This window comes from Klebsiella sp. YJ (genome assembly GCF_002108615.1).
In the GTDB taxonomy this organism is placed as follows: Bacteria; Pseudomonadota; Gammaproteobacteria; order Enterobacterales; family Enterobacteriaceae; genus Klebsiella; species Klebsiella planticola.
The window spans coordinates 179,604-201,975 of record NZ_MTEG01000012.1; the positions used below are offsets into that span (position 1 = coordinate 179,604).

At 59.5% G+C, this 22,372-nt stretch carries 13 protein-coding genes; 2 read left to right on the plus strand and 11 right to left on the minus strand.

The genetic code is table 11. The features are described from left to right. Positions 1–10: 10 nt before the first annotated feature. The 5 genes from narI to BV390_RS14400 form a co-directional block, all read right to left on the minus strand. Positions 11–688 carry a respiratory nitrate reductase subunit gamma gene (gene narI, locus BV390_RS14380; protein WP_004863445.1) on the minus strand — a complete coding sequence of 226 codons (678 nt, stop codon included), beginning with the start codon at positions 686–688 and terminating at the stop codon, positions 11–13. Further along, positions 688–1,398, minus strand: coding sequence for a nitrate reductase molybdenum cofactor assembly chaperone (narJ, locus tag BV390_RS14385; RefSeq protein WP_032697392.1), 711 nt, complete (start codon positions 1,396–1,398; stop codon positions 688–690). The genes narI and narJ overlap by 1 nt, the downstream gene beginning before the upstream one ends. Continuing rightward, a complete protein-coding gene (gene narH, locus BV390_RS14390; RefSeq protein WP_032687113.1) occupies positions 1,395–2,933 on the minus strand; it encodes a nitrate reductase subunit beta in 1,539 nt (512 codons plus the stop codon). Before narH ends, narJ begins: the two co-directional genes overlap by 4 nt. Then, the gene (locus BV390_RS14395) at positions 2,930–6,673 is read right to left on the minus strand and encodes a nitrate reductase subunit alpha (protein WP_085397052.1); all 3,744 of its coding nucleotides are present in this window, start codon (positions 6,671–6,673) and stop codon (positions 2,930–2,932) included. Before BV390_RS14395 ends, narH begins: the two co-directional genes overlap by 4 nt. Positions 6,674–7,016: 343 nt before the next feature. Continuing rightward, positions 7,017–8,408: a NarK family nitrate/nitrite MFS transporter gene (locus BV390_RS14400; RefSeq protein WP_032687111.1), complete on the minus strand. Its 1,392-nt coding sequence runs from the start codon at positions 8,406–8,408 to the stop codon at positions 7,017–7,019. 311 nt (positions 8,409–8,719) lie between these two features. On the opposite strand from BV390_RS14400, the gene narX reads away from it, so the two are divergent. Both narX and narL read left to right on the plus strand, forming a co-directional pair. Further along, entirely contained in the window at positions 8,720–10,498 is a 1,779-nt protein-coding gene (gene narX / locus BV390_RS14405) for a nitrate/nitrite two-component system sensor histidine kinase NarX (RefSeq protein ID WP_032687110.1), read from the plus strand. A gap of 10 nt (positions 10,499–10,508) precedes the next feature. Continuing rightward, positions 10,509–11,159: a two-component system response regulator NarL gene (narL, locus tag BV390_RS14410; RefSeq protein WP_004863467.1), complete on the plus strand. Its 651-nt coding sequence runs from the start codon at positions 10,509–10,511 to the stop codon at positions 11,157–11,159. Here the strand turns inward: narL and BV390_RS14415 are convergent. The 6 genes from BV390_RS14415 to BV390_RS14440 form a co-directional block, all read right to left on the minus strand. Next, the gene (locus BV390_RS14415; protein WP_085397053.1) at positions 11,156–12,532 is read right to left on the minus strand and encodes a YchO/YchP family invasin; all 1,377 of its coding nucleotides are present in this window, start codon (positions 12,530–12,532) and stop codon (positions 11,156–11,158) included. The genes narL and BV390_RS14415 overlap by 4 nt on opposite strands. Positions 12,533–12,636: 104 nt before the next feature. Next, on the minus strand, positions 12,637–15,237 hold the full coding sequence (locus tag BV390_RS14420; RefSeq protein WP_085397054.1) for a nitrate reductase: 2,601 nt from the start codon (positions 15,235–15,237) through the stop codon (positions 12,637–12,639). Further along, a complete protein-coding gene (gene nirB, locus BV390_RS14425) occupies positions 15,237–19,298 on the minus strand; it encodes a nitrite reductase large subunit NirB (RefSeq protein ID WP_085397055.1) in 4,062 nt (1,353 codons plus the stop codon). Before nirB ends, BV390_RS14420 begins: the two co-directional genes overlap by 1 nt. 9 nt (positions 19,299–19,307) lie before the next feature. Then, on the minus strand, positions 19,308–20,096 hold the full coding sequence (locus BV390_RS14430) for an ABC transporter ATP-binding protein (RefSeq protein WP_032687107.1): 789 nt from the start codon (positions 20,094–20,096) through the stop codon (positions 19,308–19,310). 10 nt (positions 20,097–20,106) lie between these two features. Further along, entirely contained in the window at positions 20,107–20,991 is an 885-nt protein-coding gene (gene ntrB, locus BV390_RS14435) for a nitrate ABC transporter permease (protein ID WP_004863487.1), read from the minus strand. 1 nt (position 20,992) lies between these two features. Continuing rightward, the gene (locus BV390_RS14440; protein ID WP_032697397.1) at positions 20,993–22,249 is read right to left on the minus strand and encodes an ABC transporter substrate-binding protein; all 1,257 of its coding nucleotides are present in this window, start codon (positions 22,247–22,249) and stop codon (positions 20,993–20,995) included. Positions 22,250–22,372: the final 123 nt, after the last annotated feature.

A 22,372-nucleotide genomic window follows, 5' to 3' on the forward strand; every position in this document is an offset into this window, starting at 1 on the left:
GACAGGGCTATTAGCGACGGGCGCGGACTATCTGATATCTGCGCGTCAGGTATTCTACCGGCACGCTCCAGATATGTACCAGACGGGAGAACGGGAACAGCAGGAACAGCGTCATCCCCAGCACCAGGTGCATACGGAAAATAAAGGCGACGCCGTCCAGATGCGCGGATGCGCCGCCGTGGAACGTCACCACCGACTGTGCCCAGTTCACCAGCTTCATCATTTCGCTGCCGTCCATATGCTGGGCCGAAAACGGAATGGTCAGCAGGCCCAGCGCACACTGGAGAATCAGCACGGAGAGCACCAGAATATCCGCACCGGTCGTGGTTGCCCGTACGCGCGGGCTGAACAGACGACGTTTCAGCAACAGTACGCCCCCCACCAGACACATCACGCCGGACGCGCCGCCGGCAAACATCGCCATTTTCTGCTTCACTTCCAGCGGCAGCCACGCTTCATACATCCAGTGCGGCGTCAGCATCCCAAGGAAGTGTCCGGCGAAAATGCCCAGAATCCCGATGTGGAACAGGTTGGACGCCAGATTCATCCCTTTGCGATCCAGCATCTGACTGGAGGCGGCGCGCCAGGTGTACTGTCCGTAATCGTAGCGCAGCCAGCTCCCTATCAGGAACACCGCTCCGGCAATGTACGGATAGATGTCAAAGAAGAACATATTCAGGAAGTGCATTATTGCTGTCCTCCGTTAGAGATATTCAAATATTGCGGGGCCACGGCTCCGGCAAAACGACGCTGGTGGGCGGCGATATCGGACTCACCGCAGCCTTGATCGGCAAAGAATTTCACCTGTTCTTCTTCCCAGACGGCATCCAGCGCCTGCGGCGTATCGTCGCGCGCTTCATCGGCGATTTTTTCCGCCACTTTCGCTTCATCTACCGCACTGTTTGCCAGCTTCAGCAGCTGTTCAAACAGAACGGCATAGCGGCTTTCACGCTGCTGCAGACGCGCGCAAAGCAGCGCCAGAATCGGCGCGATATCCTGCAGACCGCCAATGGCTTCACTCTCCGGCAGCTGCGCGAGATATTCCAGATACAGCGGCAGATGATCGGGCAGCTCGCGGCTGTCGAGCACCAGACCGTGCTGCTCATACTGATTCAACAGATCGACCATCGCCTGCCCGCGATCGCGAGATTCGCCGTGCACGTGCTCAAACAGCAGCAGCGAGGTAGCGCGCCCCCGGTCAAACAGTTCGCTATAGGCGGCCTGCGCATCCAGCAGATCCTGCGCGGTTAAATCGCGCAGGAAGACGCCCAGGGCCTGGGCATCCGCTTTTTCCAGTTTCTCTGACGTAGCCAGAACGTCGAAGAGTTCGTTCTGATGCTGCCATAAGTCCGCATCCGGGTACTCAAGCAGACGTGAAACAACCACAAGTTCGATCATGCGTGCGGCTCCGTTTTGCTGGTCACATCCACGGCATCGATGCGGCGGCTGTTGAACAGGTTGAAGGACGAATCAGACCCGTGGCAGCCGTCACCGAAGCTAAAGCCGCAGCCGTTTTTCTCCGGAAAGGCTTCGCGCGCCAGTTCACGATGGCTGCTCGGCACCACGAAACGGTCTTCGTAGTTCGCAATCGCCAGATAGCGGTACATCTCCTGCGCCTGCGCTTCGGTCAGCCCGACCTCTTCCAGCGCCCGCGTATCGATGACGCCATCGACGGTTTCCGTACGTTTGAAATGACGCATCGCCAGCATGCGTTTCAACGCCAACAGAACCGGCTCGGTATCGCCTGCGGTCAGCAGGTTGGCCAGATACTGGACCGGGATGCGCAGACTTTCGACATCCGGCAGGATGCCGTTGCTGCCCAGTTCCCCCGCATCGGCGGCGGACTGGATCGGCGACAGCGGCGGCACATACCAGACCATCGGCAGCGTGCGATATTCCGGGTGCAACGGCAGCGCCAGCTTCCAGTCCATCGCCATTTTATAGACCGGCGATTTTTGCGCCGCATCAATTACGCTCAGCGGAATACCGTCTTTCTGCGCCTGCTCAATCACTTTCGGATCGTGCGGATCGAGGAAGACATCCAGTTGACGCTGGTACAGATCTTTTTCGTTCTCGGTGCTTGCCGCCGTTTCGATGGCATCCGCGTCATACAGCAGCACGCCAAGGTAACGAATACGACCGACGCATGTCTCAGAGCAGACCGTCGGCTGACCCGCTTCAATACGCGGGTAGCAGAAGATACATTTCTCGGATTTGCCGCTCTTCCAGTTAAAGTAGATCTTCTTGTACGGGCAGCCGGTAATACACATTCGCCAGCCGCGGCATTTGTCCTGATCGATCAGCACAATGCCGTCTTCTTCGCGTTTGTAGATAGCGCCGCTCGGGCACGTCGCCACGCACGCCGGGTTGAGGCAGTGTTCGCACAGGCGCGGCAGATACATCATGAAAGTGTTTTCAAACTGGCCGTACATCGCTTTCTGCATGTTCTCGAAGTTTTTGTCTTTCGACAGTTTCTCGAACTCACCGCCCAGATCGTCTTCCCAGTTCGGGCCTTTCTCGATCTTGTCCATCCGCTGACCGGTAATCAGCGAGCGCGGGCGGGCGATGGGCTGCGCCTTGCTGTCTGCCGGCGCGTTGTGCAGCGTCTGGTAGTCAAAATCAAACGGCTCGTAATAATCGTCCAGACCCGGTAGATGCGGGTTAGCAAAGATTTTACCCAGCAGCAGCGCTTTGTTACCCATACGCGGTACCAGCTTACCGTTGATCTTACGGATCCAGCCGCCCTTCCATTTCTCCTGATCTTCCCAGTTGGTCGGGAAGCCGGTGCCTGGCTTGGTTTCAACGTTGTTGAACCACGCGTACTCGGTCCCTTCACGGCTGGTCCAGACGTTTTTGCAGGTCACTGAGCAGGTATGACAGCCGATGCATTTATCGAGATTCAGCACCATGCCGACTTGTGAACGAATTTTCATTTTACGCTCTCCTGTACCTGGTCATTGCCTTCGCCATCCAGCCAGTTAATGTTCTTCATTTTACGGACTACCACGAACTCATCGCGGTTAGAACCGACGGTGCCATAGTAGTTAAAGCCATACGCCAGGTGCGCATAGCCACCGATCATATGGGTCGGTTTCGGCGTAATACGCGTCACCGAGTTATGAATACCGCCGCGCTGCCCGGTAATTTCTGAACCCGGCAGGTTTACGATACGTTCCTGCGCGTGATACATCATGGTCATCCCGGCCGGTACCCGCTGGCTCACTACTGCTCGGGCGGTCAGCGCGCCGTTGTTGTTGAAAACTTCAATCCAGTCGTTGTCTTCAATCCCAATCTCTTTGGCATCTTCTTCGCTCATCCAGACGACCGGCCCACCGCGACCTAATGTCAGCATCAGCAGGTTGTCGCTGTAAGTGGAGTGAATACCCCATTTCTGGTGCGGCGTGAGGAAGTTCAGCGCCTTCTCCGGGTTGCCGTTGGACTTCTCTCCCATCACCGATTTCACCGAGCGGGTGTCGATCGGCGGCCGGTACACCAGCAGGCTTTCACCGAAGTCGCGCATCCACTGATGATCCTGATAGAGGGACTGTCGACCAGAAAGCGTACGCCACGGAATCAGCTCATGAACGTTGGTATAACCGGCGTTGTAGGAGACATGCTCGTCTTCCAGGCCAGACCAGGTCGGGCTGGAGATAATCTTGCGCGGCTGCGCCTGAATATCACGGAAGCGGATCTTCTCGTCTTCTTTGTTGAGCGCCAGGTGGGTATGATCGCGACCGGTAAATTCGCTGAGCGCCGCCCAGGCTTTCACCGCCACCTGGCCATTGGTTTCCGGCGCCAGCGTGAGGATCATTTCTGCCGCGTCAATCGCCGTATCCAGCATCGGCTGACCTTTCGCCGGGCCGTCCGCCTTGGTGTAGTTGAGCTTACGCAGCAGGTCCATTTCGCTCTGGGTGTTCCAGGCGATGCCTTTGCCCCCGTTACCGATTTTCTCCATCAGCGGGCCGATAGAGGTGAAGCGTTCATAGGTTGCCGGGTAGTCGCGCTCAACCGCAATGATATGCGGCGCGGTTTTACCGGGGATCAGGTCGCACTCGCCTTTTTTCCAGTCCTTCACATCCAGCGGCTGCGCCAGTTCGGCGGCGGAGTCGTGCTGAATAGGCAGCGTGACCACGTCGGTTTCTTTCCCCAGATGTCCCACGCAGACTTCGGAGAATTTCCTCGCGATGCCTTTGTAGATTTCCCAGTCGCTTTTCGATTCCCAGGCCGGGTCAACGGCGGCAGACAACGGGTGAATAAACGGATGCATATCCGACGTATTCATGTCGTCTTTTTCATACCAGGTGGCGGTCGGCAGGACGATGTCAGAATAGAGACAGGTGCTCGACAGGCGGAAGTCCAGCGTCACCACCAGATCCAGTTTGCCGTCGAGGCCGTTATCCCGCCACTCCACCTCTTCCGGCTTCACGCCGCCCTGCTTGCCCAGATCCAGCCCCTGAATACCGTGCTCGGTACCCAGCAGGTACTTCAGCATGTACTCGTGGCCTTTACCGGAGGAGCCCAGCAGGTTGGAACGCCAGATAAACAGGTTACGCGGATGGTTTTTGCCGTTTTCCGGCTGCTCCGCCGCAAAGCGAATCGAGCCTTCTTTCAGGGACTTAACGGTGTAATCCACCGCGCTCATACCGGCTTTTTTCGCCGCATCGGCAATGCGCAGCGGGTTGATGCCCAGCTGAGGCGCCGACGGTAACCAGCCCATGCGTTCAGCGCGCACGTTGAAGTCCAGCATGTGGCCGCTGTAGCGCGACTTGTCCGCCAGCGGCGACAGCAGTTCCTGCGCGGTGACGGTTTCATAACGCCACTGGCTGGAGTGGTTATAGAAGTAAGAGGTACTGTTCATGTGACGCGCCGGACGCTGCCAGTCGAGCGCAAACGCCAGCGGCTGCCAGCCGGTCTGCGGACGCAGTTTTTCCTGGCCCACGTAGTGCGCCCAACCGCCACCGCTCTGCCCCACGCAGCCGCAGAAGACCAGCATGTTGATCAGACCACGGTAGTTCATATCAAGGTGGTACCAGTGGTTCAGACCGGCACCGACAATAATCATCGAACGACCATGAGTCTTATCGGCGTTATCGGCAAATTCACGCGCGGTACGAATGATGTGCGCGCGGGAGACGCCGGTGATTTTTTCCGCCCACGCCGGCGTATAGGCTTTAATATCATCGTAGCTGGTTGCGCAGTTTTCATCGTTGAGGCCGCGATCCAGACCGTAGTTGGCCATGGTCAGGTCGTACACGGTGGTCACCAGCGCGGTGGTGCCATCCGCCAGCTGCAGACGTTTCACCGGCAGCTTATGCAGCAGAATATTTTCCAGTTCGACGCTGGCGAAGTGTTCGGTGCCGTCACCGCCAAAGTACGGGAAGCCAACCTGCGCAACATCGTCGTGGCTGCCGAGCAGGCTCAGGCGCAGTTCAACCTCTTCGCCGGTGGTACCGTTACGCTGCTCAAGGTTCCATTTCCCTTTTTCACCCCAGCGATAGCCGATAGAGCCGTTCGGCGCCATCATTTCACCTTTTTCATCAAAGGCGACGGTTTTCCATTCCGGATGCTCCTCCTGGCCCAGGCCATCCACCAGGTCGGCAGCGCGCAGCATGCGGCCCGCGGCGTAATAACCGTCTCGCTCTTCCAGCATAACCAACATCGGCATATCGCTGTAACGGCGAACGTAGTCGGTGAAATACTGGCTCGGTTTATCGAGATGGAATTCACGGAGCATGACGTGGCCCATCGCCAGCGCCATCGCCGCATCGGTGCCCTGCTTCGGCGCCAGCCACAGGTCGCAGAGCTTGGCGATTTCGGCGTAGTCCGGGGTAATCGCCACGGTCTTGGTGCCTTTATAGCGAACTTCGGTGAAGAAGTGCGCATCCGGCGTACGGGTCTGCGGTACGTTGGAGCCCCAGGCGATAATGTAGCTGGAGTTATACCAGTCGGCTGATTCCGGGACGTCGGTCTGCTCACCCCAGGTCTGCGGGGAGGCCGGCGGCAGGTCGCAGTACCAGTCATAGAAGCTCAGACAGGTGCCGCCAATCAGCGACAGATAGCGCGCGCCGGAGGCATAGGAGACCATCGACATCGCCGGGATTGGCGAGAAGCCAGCCACGCGATCCGGACCGTAGGTTTTGACGGTGTAGACGTTAGAAGCCGCGATCAGCTCATTCACTTCCTGCCAGGAGGAACGGACGAAACCGCCGCGCCCACGCGCCTGTTTGAAGCTTTTGGCTTTATCGGCATCTTCAATAATGGAAGCCCAGGCATGCACCGGATCGGCATGCTGCGCTTTCGCTTCGCGCCACATTTTCATCAGCCGTTTGCGCATCAGCGGATACTTCAGACGGTTGGCGCTGTAGAGATACCAGGAGTAGCTGGCGCCGCGCGGGCAGCCGCGAGGCTCGTGGTTCGGCATATCCGGGCGAGTACGCGGATAGTCGGTCTGCTGGGTTTCCCAGGTGACGAGACCGTTTTTAACGTAAATCTTCCAGCTGCATGAGCCGGTGCAGTTTACCCCGTGAGTGGAGCGCACAATTTTGTCATGCTGCCAGCGCTGGCGGTATCCATCCTCCCAGTCCCGGTTGGTGTTTAGAAGCTGGCCATGCCCATCGGCAAAGGTTTCACCCTTCTGTTTGAAGTAGCGAAACCGGTCCAGGAATTTACTCATCGGGTTTCTCCTGTTTGGAGCCTGACGGCTCTCTGATAAATCGACATTGCTGGATTTGCAGCGAAGGTAACGCTATGAAAGAGGGAGAGAATTGATAACGATCAATGCGATAGGGCTTATAAATAGCCCCTCAAGCGGTGAATACCACCGAAGTGGTAGCATTTTCTATTTTTTATCTTTATGTTTTTTAAGGATTTTAATAAAAAATGAGCGGTTATTGTACGCCTGCGGCGTTCACCGGGGTATTAAGGGGTAGATACTCCTGTCGGCGGGTTGACCTCACTCCTGACGACATAAAAAAGGGCGCAATATGCATTGCGCCCTGTGAGCAAACAAAGAGGGCTTAAGACTTCTGTTTACGACCGTAAACCGCCCAGGTAATCAGCACGCAGGCAACATAGAAGACGAAAAAGATCTTCATGGCGCCTGCCGGAGAACCGGTCAGTTCCAGAGAAATACCAAACGCTTTCGGAATAAAGAACCCGCCGATAGCGCCGATGGCAGAGATAAAGCCCAGCGCTGCCGCCGTATCCGTTGCGGCTTCACGCATCGCCTGCTCTTCATTACCGCCCTGCGCTTTTACGCGTTCCATGGTCATTTTACGGAAGATTACCGAAATCATCTGGAAGGTAGACGCGCTGCCCAGACCGGCCGTCAGGAACAGCACCATAAACACGCCGAAGAAGGCAATGAAGTTACCGCCGACACCATTCGTTGGCAGCGTCAGGAACAGCAGGCCGCTGAAGATAGCCATCACCACAAAGTTCACCAGCGTGACGCGGGTACCGCCCAGACGGTCAGAGATAGCCCCGCCCATCGAACGCGCCAGCGCGCCGATAAACGGCCCGAAGAAGGCAAAGTGCAGAATCTGCACATCCGGGAACTGGGTTTTCGACAGCATCGCAAAGCCCGCCGAGAAGCCGATAAATGAGCCAAAAGTGGCCAGATAGAGCAGCGCCATGACCCACAGATGGGCGCGCTTCAGCACCGGCAGCTGCTCGCTCAACGATGCCTTCGAGGCCGACAGGTCGTTCATAAAGAACCACGCCGCCAGGGTGAAGATAATCAGGAACGGCACCCAGATCCACGCCGCGTTTTCCAGATACAGCATCGAACCATCCGGCTGCTCGCTGCCCGTACCGCCAAAGACGGCGAAAATAGACAGCGAAACCACCAGCGGTGCAACCAGCTGCATCACGCTGACGCCCATATTGCCAAGGCCGCCGTTAAGACCGAGGGCACCGCCCTGCTTCTGCTTCGGGAAGAAGAAGCTGATGTTGGCCATGCTGGAAGCAAAGTTGGCCCCGGCAAAACCGCAAAGCAGAGAGATAATCACAAAGACGCTGAACGGCGTAGAGGTATCCTGCACCGCGAAACCCAGCCATACGCAGGGGACAATCATGATCCCGGTACTGAAGGCGGTCCAACGACGGCCACCAAACAGCGGCACCATAAAGGCATAGGGAACACGCAATAACGCCCCGGAGAGTGCCGGCAGCGCGGTCAACATAAACAGCTGGTCGGTCGTGAACTGGAAGCCGACCTTATTCAGATTGACCGCCACCGCGCTGAACAACATCCAGACGCAAAACGCCAGCAACAGACAGGGAACGGAGATCCATAAATTCCGGCTTGCAACGCGGTGGCCGCGCTGCTGCCAGAACTCGGGATCTTCAGGACGCCAGTCGGTGATGACTGAAGTACTGGCCTTCTCCGGTAGGGAAGATTGACTCATAAATACCTCTGATTATTCATATATCCTGCCGCTACATTAGGGGTTACAGAGGGCGGTAAGTTGATATAAATCAAAGGAAAAGTGGTCATTAAATTGCTTAAAAAAAGCCCATCACCCGAAGTGAGTAGCCATTTTCGCTAAAAAAAGTGTGGTTTTTCACATGGCTGCCGGGTTTAAGCCATCGCCTCCCGCAAACCTACCCACCACCGACAATTAAGGGGTAATCCCTTATGGGTATGGGTATACTCCATGGGATATCCGAGAATAGACGCCACTCCCGGATGGTTTGCCGGTCAGGAGCCACGCACGCTATGTTAAAACGTCTTTTTACCCCGCTTACGTTAGTGAATCAACTGGCGTTAATCGTGCTGCTATCGACAGCGATTGGCGTCGCAGGAATCGGTATCTCTGCCCGTCTGGTACACGGCGTACAGGGCAGCGCGCACGCGATCAATAAGGCCGGTTCGCTGAGAATGCAAAGCTATCGTCTGCTGGCGGCAATCCCGCTCAACGCGAGCGATAGCAAGCTGCTCGACGAAATGAACGCCACCGTCTTCAGCGAAGAGCTGCAGAATGCCGCCCTCCGAGACGGCCAGGATGGCCAGCTTAAAGCGCTTCAGCAGTACTGGCAGCTGGAACTGGCGCCGGGGATGAAACACGCGCAGAATCAGGCTACCGTCGCCACGGACGTCGCCAGCTTTGTCGACCGGATAGACCACCTGGTCACCTCTTTTGATCACACCACCGAGCAGCGCATCCGCTACGTCGTCTGGATGCAGCGGGTGATGGCCATCGGCATGGCGCTGCTGTTTTTGTTCACTATCGTCTGGCTGCGGGCCCGTCTGCTGCGCCCGTGGAAACAGCTGCTGGCCATGGCCCGGGCGGTCAGCCATCGTGATTTTACCCAACGCGTCCATATCAGCGGTCGTAATGAGATGGCCAGCCTCGGTATGGCGCTTAACAACATGTCAAAAGAGCTGGCGGAAAGCTATTCAGTGCTCGAACGACGGGTGCAGGAAAAAACCGCCGGGCTGGAGCAGAAAAATGAAATCCTCGCCTTTTTGTGGCAGGCCAATCGTCGTCTGCACTCCAGCGCCCCGCTTTGTGAGCGTATTTCACCGGTGCTCAACGGCCTGCAGGGGCTGACGCTGCTGCGCGATATTGAGGTGCGGGTGTATGACTTCGAAGATGAGGACAATCATCAGGAATTCGTCTGCCACTCAGATTTAGAGTGCGATGACAAAGGCTGCTATTTATGTCCTCGCAATCTGCCGCCGCTGCCGGATGCCGGCGCCACATTGAAATGGCGGCTGTCCGATGCCCATAACCAGTACGGGATCCTGCTGGCGACGCTGCCCGCAGGACGTCACCTGAGCCACGATCAGCAGCAGCTGGTGGATACGTTAGTCGAACAGCTGACCTCCACGCTGGCCCTCGACAGGCACCAGGAGCATCAGCAGCAGCTGATCGTGATGGAGGAACGCGCCACCATCGCCCGCGAGCTGCACGACTCCATCGCCCAATCGCTCTCCTGTATGAAAATGCAGGTCAGCTGTTTACAAATGCAGGGTGAAAACCTGCCGGAAGAGAGCCGTCAGCTGCTGGGCCAGATTCGCAATGAGCTGAATACGTCATGGGCACAGCTGCGTGAACTGCTGACGACCTTCCGCCTGCAATTAACCGAAGCGGGACTGCGCCCGGCACTGGAGTCCAGCTGCCAGGAGTACAGCGCCCATTTTGGCTTTACCGTCCAGCTTGATTACCAGCTACCGCCGCGCTTTGTCCCGTCGCATCAGGCTATTCACGTCCTGCAAATCGCTCGTGAGGCGCTGAGTAATGCGCTGAAGCACGCGCAGGCGACCGAAGTGACCGTCACCGTCTCACTGCGGGACAACCAGGTACGGCTGGTGGTTGCAGACAACGGCCGCGGCGTGCCCGATCAGGCGGAACGAAGCAACCATTACGGCTTAATTATCATGCGGGATCGCGCCCAGAGTTTGCGCGGAGACTGTCAGGTTCGTCGCCGGGAAAACGGCGGTACCGAAGTGGTCGTCACTTTTATCCCGGAAAAATCGTTTTCAATCCAATAAGGAGACCCCTATGAGTCAACAGGAACGGGCAACCATCCTTCTCATTGACGATCATCCGATGCTGCGCACCGGCGTCAAACAGCTCGTCAGTATGGCCAGCGATATTCAGGTTATTGGCGAGGCCAGCAACGGTGAACAAGGTATCGCCCTCGCGGAGACGCTGGACCCCGATCTGATCCTGCTGGATCTCAACATGCCCGGAATGAACGGTCTGGAAACCCTCGATAAGCTGCGTGAAAAGTCGCTCTCCGGTCGCATCGTGGTATTCAGCGTCTCTAACCACGAAGAAGATGTGGTCACCGCTCTCAAACGCGGCGCTGACGGCTACCTGCTGAAAGACATGGAACCAGAAGATCTCTTAAAAGCGTTGCAGCAGGCCGCGGCGGGCGAGATGGTCCTCAGCGAAGCGCTCACGCCGGTGCTGGCAGCCAGCCTGCGCGCCAACCGCGCCACGTCAGACCGAGATATCAGCCAGCTGACGCCGCGCGAGCGGGATATTCTCAAGCTGATCGCCCAGGGGCTGCCGAACAAAATGATCGCCCGTCGTCTGGAGATAACCGAAAGTACCGTGAAGGTGCACGTTAAGCATATGCTGAAGAAAATGAAGCTAAAATCACGTGTTGAAGCGGCGGTATGGGTACATCAGGAGCGGATTTTTTAAGGCGTATCCCGCCAGGTGACGCCGTCGGCCGAGAATTTGACCAGCGGCTCGGTCAGCGCCAGCGCGATCTCATTGGATGAAACGCGCTGACCCGTTTTATCTTCCACCACCACCGACAGGTGCCACAGATTGGTCGCTCCCGGATCGCTGCTCCAGGCCGGAAGAATCACGCTCCAGCCGTCCGGGCTGTTGGTATCTACGGGAGACGTTAAGCTCAGCGACTGCGTATCGCCTTGCCATTTCAGCGACTTTATCCCGTGCAGGCTACGAATTTGCAGCTTCAGTTGCACCGTCTCCCCCGGCTGTAAATCCCACGGCGGCGTCGCCAGGTAGACCGACAGCGATTTACGCTGACGATACTCGACCACCGGCAAATTATCGCGTTCCGGGCTGTCGTAACGACTGCCGCGCAAGGAGCGGCTGACCGCCACCTCATCGGCCGCCAGCTGCTGTTTAAGCGGCACGCCAAAACGGTAGTTCAGATTCAGACCGACGTTGTTTTGACTGAGCCCGCTTTCACCCTGCTTATGTTTTGCCGTCATGGTCACTAACGGCACGGGGGTATAGTTCAGCCCCACCGACACCGCCACCGGGTTACGGTAGCCGGTCCCGGAATGGAACAGGTCAACGCTATCGCCAAAGTACTGCTCGACGCTGACGCTGGTATTAATATGCTGATAGAACGGTAGCCGCGCCTGGGCGGTAACATCGTAGCCGCTCGCCATCCGCTGTTCCTGCGTCAGGCTATCGCCATGCTGCCAGCTGCCGACGGGATGGTAATAGTTGGCCGACAGGCGCAAATATTCGCCCCAGGCTTCGGCACCAATACTGCCTCGCGCTATATGCTCACCCAGCACTTTGTCGTAGAACGAGTTATAGCCCAGCAGCCAGTCGCCCCTTCGCCAGCGCTGTCCCAGACCAATGTTCCCCACCAGATCGTTTTCCCGCTGGGTGACGGAATACTGATTCCAGGTCAGGTAATCGCCGTTATCCTGCAGCGGGATAAACCAGTTGCCCTGACTGCCGGTGAAGTTACCTTCTTTATCCACCCGCAGATTGACATTGGCATTGCCCCACGGCGAGAGCCAGTTTTCCAGCTGATGACTCAGCTCGTTGCCAAGCTTGCCGATGGCCAGCATTCGCGCCTGTTCACCGGTCGTCAGACCATTATCGCTCATGCTGGCCTCACCAAACTTTTTCGCGACTTCCGCAAAATGCCGGGCGTCGTCATCCACCTGCGGCGCAATCCCCAGATCCGGCAGCGCCGCCTGCTTTTCACTGAACGCCGTATTTCCCTGCAGGGCACGCGCAGGAAGGCCTGCCAGCAGCAAGAGTAGTGGAAGGAGTGGGGTCACGCGGTACGACACAGGCATTAAATGGGTTACATTGGCTCACGAAGGACGATGACAGTCTTTAAGTTTACCGTTTTTTTCCCGTTCCCATAGCCCCAATGACCATTCCAGGAATAACCCGAACCTCATGCCCGCGTCTGCTCTTCTGCCAGCAACGCTTTGAGCTCGGGAATACAAGAGCCGCAGTTGGTACCGCATTTGAGCACCGCCCCCAGCTCGCCGGGCGTACGACAGCCGCGGGCGATAGCCTCGCTGATGGCCCGTTCACCGATGCTAAAGCAGCTGCAGACGATCCGCCCCGCAGGGGCCGTCTCGCCGCTTTTTTTCCCGCCGAGCAGCGCGTGGCGCTGCGAGGGCGTCTGCGGCGGAGAGCGAAACGCGTCGGCGATCCACCCGACATCGATTTCCGGCTCGCAGCGATGGCTCCACCAGCCCAACATCAGCGTTCCCTCATGCCAGGCCAGCAGGCTCCATCGCGCCCCGGCCTGTGCCGTTTGCATCTGCCACCCCTGCTGACGACACCAGTCGGTTAACCATTCCTGCGGATGGTGTTCTCCGGCTAAAGAGAGATGGCTCACGCCCGACGTCGCCCGCCGACGCCAGTGGACCGACGCGGGCAACGGAACCGGCTGGCGACAAAACAGCTCCCCCTGCCAGGCGGGGCGCCAGGGTGCAATCGCCACCGCCACCTGTTTGCTCTCCGGTTGTCCGGACCAGGGATCCGTTATCGCCGACAGCAGATCGTTGACCCTTCCCCGTCGGGCAAACTGATTATTCCAGTGCATCGGCACAAACAGCGAGCCGGGGCGCTGCCCGCGGCTGATCACCGTTTTGGCCACCATCAGCCCATTGCGCGACCAGATTCGCGCCAGTTCTCCCTCGCGCAGCTGCAGGCGTCGGGCATCCGCTGGCGCGATCTCCACGATCGGTTCGGCAATATGCTGCATCAGGCGCGGCACGCTACCGGTACGGGTCATGGTATGCCACTGATCGCGAATGCGGCCGCTATTGAGGATCAGCGGATAAAAGGCGTCGGTCGCGGCGCGCGTGGTCTGGGGCGTCACCGGCACCATGCGCAATTTGCCATCGCCGTGCCAGCCCTGCTGTAAATCGAGACCGGCGCCGCTGCGGCTGACCGGCCAGCGAACCGGCGCCAGCTTATCCCACGCCTCACGGCTGAGATCCGCCAGCCCACCGATATCGAACGCCCGCTGGCCGTTATTTTCAAACCCCGAAAGCGCGGCATGCTCGCTAAAAATCTCATGCGGATGGCGCCAGGCAAAGGCCGCGCCAAAGCCGAGCTGTTCGGCCATGCGAGCGATTATCCACCAGTCGGCTTTGGCTTCGCCTGGCGGCGGCAGAAAGCTGCGCTGGCGGGAAATACGTCGTTCCGAGTTGGTGACGGTGCCATTTTTCTCTCCCCACGCCAGCGCCGGGAAACGAATATGGGCCAATGCTGCCGTATCCGTCCGGGCGCTCACATCGGAAACGATCACCAACGGACACCCGGCCAGCGCCTGGCTGACGGCAAGGCTGTCCGGCAGCGACACCACCGGGTTGGTCCCCATAATCCACACCGCTTTCACCTCACCGCGACCGATGGCGGCAAACAGCTCCACCGCCGTCAGCCCCGGCGTCTGCGCCAGCCGCTCGGTCCCCCAGAAACGCGCGAGGCGCTGCAGATCCTGCGGCTCAAAATTCATATGGGCGGCCAGCATCGTTGCCAGCCCCCCCACCTCGCGGCCGCCCATCGCATTTGGCTGTCCGGTCAGCGAAAACGGCCCGCAGCCCGAACGGCCGTATTTCCCACAGGCCAGGTGGACGTTAATAATGGCATTACACTTGTCGCTGCCGCTGGCCGACTGATTGATTCCCATGGTGTAGAGCGTTATCGCTCGCGGCGCGGCGATGAAATCGCGATAGAACCCGGCGACCTGCTCCACCTCCAGCCCGCAGAATTCGGCCACCTGCGCCGTATCCCAGGCTGCGGCGGCGGCCAGCGCCTGCGACTGGTCGCGAAAATCGCCCGTCAGCGCGTCGGCCTCGGCAATCGCCCGCAGTAAGCCGACAAACAGCCCGCCATCGCTGCCGGGCGCAACCGCCAGGTGGCTATCGGCGATATCGCAGGTGGCGGTTCGACGCGGATCAATCACCACCACTTTCATCTGCGGATTATCACGTTTCGCCTGAACCAGCCGCTGATACAGCACCGGATGCGCCCAGGCGGCATTTGAGCCCACCAGCACCACCAGATCGCTGTTTTCCACATCCTCGTAGCTACACGGCACCACGTCGGCGCCAAAGGCGCGCTTGTATCCGGTCACCGCCGAGGACATACAGAGCCGGGAATTGGTATCGATATTGGCGGCGCCGATAAATCCCTTCATCAGTTTATTCGCCGCGTAGTAATCCTCGGTGAGCAGCTGTCCGGAGGCGTAAAACGCCACCGCCTGCGGCCCATGCTGCTCAATGATTTGCCGCAGTCGGCTGCCGGCGGCCGCCAGCGCCCGTGACCAACTGACCGTTTCCCCCTCCAGCTCAGGCCTCAGCAATCGCCCCTCAAGGCCGGTGGTTTCTCCGAGCGCCGCGCCCTTTACGCACAGGCGTCCCAGGTTTGCCGGATGGCGCTCATCGCCGCGCACGCTGACCAGGCCATTTTCCTCCTTTCGCGCCAGCACGCCGCAGCCCACTCCGCAATAGGGGCAGGTCGTTCGGATTTCATCCATCAGGAGGCCTCCGCACGCGCCAGCAGAAGCTGATTCCCTACCCATACCGTGCCGTTTTCGATCCTCACCGGCCAGGCGCGGACCATCGGTTCACCGCCATCGCAGGGACGCCCGTCGCGCAGCCGGATACGGTGTTTATACAGCGGCGAAATGACAATCGGCTCCCCGCCGGCATCGCCCAGTATGCCGCGCGACAGCACGTTGGCGTCGCTACCGGGTTCCAGGTTGTCGAGGGCATAAACCTGTTCACCAAAACGAAACAGCGCAATCTGGCGCTCGCCCAGCCGCGCGCCAATCCCGGCCTGCGCGGGAATGGCCTCCAGATCGCAAATGGCCTGCCATGGACGGGTCGACACCTCACCTTCGCAGCGTACCGCTGCGGCGACCGGCTGCGGCTGACCGCGCAACATGTGCCGCTGCACGGCGTCATCCGGTCGATCGCTGTTAACATATGATCGGAACAGCGCCAGCCGCTGCGGATCGTTCAGCGTGGTCTGCCATTCGCACTGGTAGCTCGCCACCACCCGCGCCATCTCCTGCTCCAGCTCTTCGCCGATCCCAAGGCTGTCTTCGAGGATCACCTCGCGCAGGTAGTCGATTCCGCCTTCGAGGTTATCCATCCAGGTACTGGTTCGCTGCAGCCGGTCGGCAGTGCGGATATAGAACATCAGCAAGCGGTCCACCGTGCGGATCAGCGTCGCGTCGTCGATATCGCTGGCAAACAGATCGCCATGTCGCGGCTTCATACCGCCGTTGCCGCAGACGTAAAGATTCCAGCCTTTTTCCGTGGCAATCACCCCGATATCTTTCCCCTGCGCCTCGGCGCATTCGCGGGTACAGCCGGAGACCGCCATTTTGATCTTGTGCGGCGCACGCAGTCCCTTGTAACGATGCTCAAGGGTGACCGCCAGCGCCGTCGAGTCCTGGACACCGTAGCGACACCAGGTCGAGCCGACGCAGGATTTCACCGTTCGCAGCGACTTACCGTAGGCGTGACCGGTTTCAAAGCCAGCCTCCGCCAGCTCGCGCCAGATAGCCGGCAGCGCTTCGAGCCGGGCGCCAAACAGATCGATCCGCTGGCCACCGGTAATTTTGCTGTACAGCTGGTAGCGTTTGGCAATCTGTCCGATGGCAATCAGCCCGTCCGGCGTCACTTCGCCTGCCGCCATACGCGGGACCACGGAATAGGTGCCATCTTTCTGAATATTGGCGAAGTAGCGATCATTGGTGTCCTGGAGCGGCAAATGCGCCGGTTTCAGCAGGTACTCATTCCAGCAGGAGGCCAGAACCGAAGCCACCAGCGGTTTACAGATTTCGCATCCATGCCCCTGACCGTAACGACTCATCAGCTGATCAAAGGTGCGGATATGGTTCACGCGCACGAGGTGGTAGATCTCCTGACGCGACCACGGGAAGTGTTCGCAGATATCTTTTTTCACTTCAACGCCCTGCGCCGAGAGCTGATATTCCATCACCTGCTTGACCAGCGCGCTGCATCCGCCGCAGCCGGTCGCCGCCCGGGTACCGCTTTTTATCGCCGGGATATCGCTGGCGCCAGCGCTGACCGCCTGGCAGATATCACCTTTAGTGACGTTGTGGCACGAGCAGATCTGCGCGCTGTCCGGCAGCGCCGCCACTCCCAGCGCTTTTGCCGTGCTCCCCTCCAGCGTCGGCAGAATCAGGCTTTCCGGGCGCGCGGGCAGCGCCATCGCGTTCAACATCATTTGCAGCAGCGTGGCGTAATCGCTGGCGTCGCCCACCAGCACCCCGCCCAGCAGCGTTTTACCATCCTGGCTGACGACGATTTTCTTGTAGATTTGCCCGGGACCGTCGGTCCACTGGTAGCTCTGGCTTCCGGGCGTACGCCCCTGGGCGTCGCCGAAAGAGGCCACATCGATCCCCAGCAGTTTCAGTTTGGTGCTCATATCGGCGCCGCTGAAACTCGCCTCTTCTCCAGCCAGCATTGCCGCCGCCGCTCTCGCCATCTGATAGCCCGGCGCCACCAGGCCATAGATTTTGTTCTGCCACAGGGCGCATTCGCCAATCGCCAGCACCTGCGGATCGGAGGTGCGGCACTGATTGTCGATGACGATCCCGCCGCGTTCTCCCACCGTCAGCCCGCTGCCGCGCGCCAGCGTATCCTGCGGACGAATACCGGCGGAAAAGACCACCATATCGGTAGCCAGCGATTCGCCATCGGCAAAGTTCAGCACCAGGCCATCATCACAGCGCGCAATACTCTGAGTCGTCTTACTGGTGTGGACACCGACGCCAATATCATGGATTTTCTCCCGCAGCATTGCGGCACCCTGGCTATCCAGCTGGACCGCCATCAGATTCGGCGCAAACTCCACCACGTGGGTTTCCAGCCCCAGCTGCCTGAGCGCGTTGGCGGCCTCCAGCCCCAGCAGACCGCCGCCAATCACCACCCCGCGTTTTGCGCTGCTGGCGCAGGCGGCAATACGGTCCAGGTCATCGAGGGTGCGGTAGACGAAACAGCCCTCCAGATCGTGACCCGGAACCGGCGGAACGAAGGGATACGAGCCGGTCGCCAGCACCAGTTTATCCCAATGGGTTTCATGCCCGCTGGTATCACGTACCACCCGCGCTTCGCGGTCAATGGCCGCAATCGTCTCAGACAGCCGCAGTTCGATGCCGTGCCGGGCGAAGAAATCGCCGTCCACCAGCGACAGCGACTCCGCGCTACGGCCGGCGAAATATTCTGATAAATGCACCCGGTCGTAGGCGGCGTAACGCTCTTCGCCAAACACCACGATCCGAAACTGTTGATGCAGGTTACGGCTGACGCATTGCTCAAGAAAATGGTGGCCGACCATGCCGTGTCCGACCAGCACCAAAACAGGTTTTGTCATAGAAAATTCACCTGCAGCGCGCGGCTGCGTTGAAGAAGGATCAAAAAGCCAGTCTGGCTGCGCGTGGGTAGCCAGCAGCGCGGTGAGCGGCGCGGCATTTGCGCAGTCGCCCAGCAGTAAAACACCCTGTAGCTTGCCGTCGCGGACCAGCAGGCGGCGGTAGTGGCGGGCCAGCGGGTCCCAGCTGGTCCAGATCTCATCGTGGTCACCGGCCTGCGACTCGCCGGCGCTGAACAGCGCGATCCCGGTGACTTTCAGGCGGGTACCGCTATCCTGCCAGTGAAAATCCGCCTCCGGCGCGCCGCATAGCCGCCCGGCCAGCACCTCAGCCTGGCGCAGACAAGGCGCCACCAGTCCCCAGGTCTGACCGTCAATTTCGCAGCATTCGCCAAGGGCGCTAACCCCCGGCAGCGCTGTAGCCAGCTGATGGTCAACAACAATGCCGCGCCGACACGCCAGGCCGCTACGCTGCGCCAGCTGAATGTTGGGGCGCACGCCGGTCGCCAGCACCACGCGACTGGCTGCAAATGCCCGACCATCCTCCAGCACAACGTCATGCTCGCGAATCGCGGCAATCCCGCAGCCCGTGACGCACTGAATCCCTCGCTCCTCCAGCTGTTGCTGTAGCTGCTGGCCAGCAAAGGCATCGGTTTGCTGTTCCATCAGCCGCTCGCCGCGATGCAGTAAAGTGACATTGTCACCATGACGTCGTAACGCAGCCGCAGCCTCGACGCCGAGCACCCCGCCGCCGATGACGACCGCCGGACCGTCGGTTGCCAGAATGGCGGCCACATCGGCAAAGGTGCGAAACGCATAGACGTGCGGCAGCGCCACACCGGGCAGCGGCGGGATGAAAGCCTGTGAACCGGTGGCGAAAATCAGCTCATCCCAGCAGAGCTCGCCTCGCGTGGTGCGCAGCGTTCGCGTCGACATCTCCACCGCCAGCACCGATTCGTCACGGCGAACCGTTACGCCGTGCTGGTGATACCACTCCTCTGGCAGCAGCCGCGTTTGCGCCAGCGTTTTTTCCCCGCCCAGTACCGGTGACAGCTGGATACGGTTATAGGCCTGCCAGGGTTCATCCCCGATAATCACTATCTGAAATTTGTCGCCCCCCCGCGCCACCAGCGTCTCCGCCAGCCGGGTGGCCGCCATACCATTGCCGATAATCACCAGTCGCCGCTTCATCGCCGCCCCTTACGCCGCCTTCGGCTGTTTTTCGTAGAGGAAATGGAGAATCTGCTGGCGCAGGTGGTGATAACGGCTGTCATCCGCCAACTGGACACGATTGCGCGGCCGGGGCAGGTCGATGGCGAGAATCTCTCCCACCGTCGCCGCCGGGCCGTTGGTCATCATCATGACGCGGTCAGAGAGCAGCACCGCTTCATCGACATCGTGGGTAATCATCACGATGGTGGTGTTCAGCGCCTGCTGAATCTGCATCACCGCATCCTGCAAATGGGCACGGGTCAAGGCGTCGAGCGCGCCAAACGGTTCATCCAGCAGCAGCACCTTCGGCTTCATCGCCAGCGCTCTGGCAATCCCTACCCGCTGCTTCATGCCGCCGGAGATCTCCCCCGGACGCTTGTGCAGCGCGTGGCCCATTTGCACCCGATCCAGGTTGTGTTCGATCCACTCCTTGCGCTCGGCTTTGCTCATGGTGCGGCGAAAAACCTGGTCGACCGCCAGCGCCACATTGTCAAAGCAGGTCAGCCACGGCAGCAGGGAGTGGTTCTGAAAGACCACCGCGCGCTCGGGGCCCGGTCCGGCGATTTCGCGGTTATCGCACAGCAGCCCGCCTTCCGTGGGTAAGGTAATGCCGGCAATCAGGTTCAGCAGCGTTGATTTACCGCATCCTGAGTGGCCAATCAGGCTGACGGTCTCCCCTTCATAAATGTCGAAAGAGACGTTTTGCAGGGCCAGAAATTCGCCGCTGGCGGTATTGAAGCGCTGGCTGACGGCCTGCACCTGAATTAATGGTTTCATAGCGACTCCCCTATTTTTCTTGCCAGCTGAAGCGACGAGCGATCAGCATCAGCCCCTGCTCCAGCAGCAGGCCGACGACGCCGATAATGACGATGGCGATGATGATGTTTTCCACGTTGAGGTTGTTCCATTCGTTCCAGATCCAGAAACCGATCCCCAGACCGCCGGTCAGCATTTCAGCAGCGACGATCACCAGCCAGGCAATGCCAATCGAGAGACGCACGCCGGTCAGCACCGCGGGCAGCACCGCCGGGAAGAGAATGCGCCGCATCACCGTCCACTCCGAAAGCTGTAAGACGCGAGCCACGTTGAGATAATCCTGCGGAATGCGGCGTACGCCTTCGGCGGTGTTAATCACCATCGGCCAGATAGAGCAGATAAAAATGGTCCAGCTCGAAGCCGGCTCCGCCTTCTGGAACAGCAGCAGGCCAATAGGCAGCCACGCCAGCGGACTGACCGGACGCAGCAGCGCAATCAGCGGATTAAACATGCGGGCAAAGAACAGCGAGCGGCCGATCAAAAAGCCCAGCGGAATACCCACCAGCGCCGCCAACCCGAAGCCCACCGCCACCCGTTGCAGCGAGGCCAGCACGTTCCAGCCGATGCCCATGTCGTTCGGCCCGTCCTGATAGAAAGGATCGGCAAACAGGGTCAGCGCGGAATCGAGCGTACTCAGCGGGGTCGGAAAGCCCTTGCCGTTGATCGCCGCCAGCTGCCAGCAGAGCAAAAGCAGCCCCAGCCCGAGCAGGGGTGGCAGGAGTCGCTGTACGGTTTCACGTAGCCAGCGCCTGACGGGCGGCGTCGGACGCCGGACCTGTACCGGTGGCAGGACAATCACTTCGCCCGGCGTTTTTTCTGTGGCAATAACAGGTTGCGTACTGTGCGCGTGTTTCATTTCATGCCCCCTTACGTTGAATCGCGAAGCCGCGGGCGTAACCTTCCGGATCGGCCCCCGTCCAGACCGTACCGTCTATCAATGTGCTGCTGCGCATAAGAGCAGCCGGTGTCGAGATGCCGCCCACCGCCTGTGCCGCCTCTTTCCAGACGTCTATGCGGTTAATGCGCCGGGCCACCGCCTGATAATCCGGGGCCGTTTTCAGTAATCCCCAGCGGCGGAACTGGGTTAAAAACCACATCCCGTCCGACAGCCACGGAAAACTCACCTCCCCCTGGTCGTAAAAGCGAATCGGGTGCGCGTCCTGCCAGCGGCGTCCCAGCCCGTTGTCGTACTCCCCGAGCATCCGCCCGGTGAGATACTGCTCTTTGGTATTCAGCCAGGCGCGCTTCGCCAGAATGCGCGCCGTCTCCCGTTTGTTCTCTTCCGAGGCGTCAATCCAGCGCGCCGCATCCAGCACCGCAGCGACCAGCGCGCGAGCGGTATTCGGATTGCGTTCGACCCATTCACTGCGGGTACCGAGAATTTTTTCCGGGTGTTCCGGCCAGATAGCCTGCGAGGTGGTCGCGGTAAAACCGATACGGTCGTTGATCGCCCGCGCGTTCCACGGTTCACCGACGCAAAAGCCAACCATGTTGCCGATGCGCATGTTCATCACCATTTGCGGCGGCGGCACCACCACGGTGCGGACGTCCGCAAACGGGTCGATGCCGCCGCTGGCCAGCCAGTAATAGAGCCACATGGCGTGCGTCCCGGTGGGAAAGGTGTGGGCAAAGGTGTAGCTGCCCGGCGCGCTCTGGCCAATCAGCCGTTTCAACCCGCCGAGGTCGGTCACCCCTTTCTCCCGCAGGTCGCTGGAGAGCGTTATCGCCTGACCATTGCGGTTGAGGGTCATCAGGTTTGCCATTGAGTGCGGCTTGCCGGCGATCCCCAGTTCGAGGCCATACAGCAGGCCGTAGAGAATGTGTGCCGCATCGAGTTCACCGGCGATCAGCTTGTCGCGCACCGCCGCCCAGCTCGCCTCTTTGGTCGGTACCAGGGTAATGCCATATTTTTTATCGAACCCTTTCAGCGACGCGATCGCGATCGGCGCGCAGTCCGTCAGCGGAATAAATCCGACCCGCACGGTAGATTGCTCCGGCTTATCGGATCCTGCCGCCCATGCGGCCTGCATCACGCCGGGCAACAACATCGCCCCGCCCAGCGCGGCGCCTGCCTGTAAAAAATGCCGTCGTGAAATCGAAAATTTATCGCCCATACCCGCTCCAGAACACGCAAAAAAAAAGCGCCCGACAGTGCTGATGCACTGCAGGACGCCTTTATCCCTGGACACACAAACCGCCGTTGGCCTGTTGCCCAAAATTGTTTACTGAACGATTTA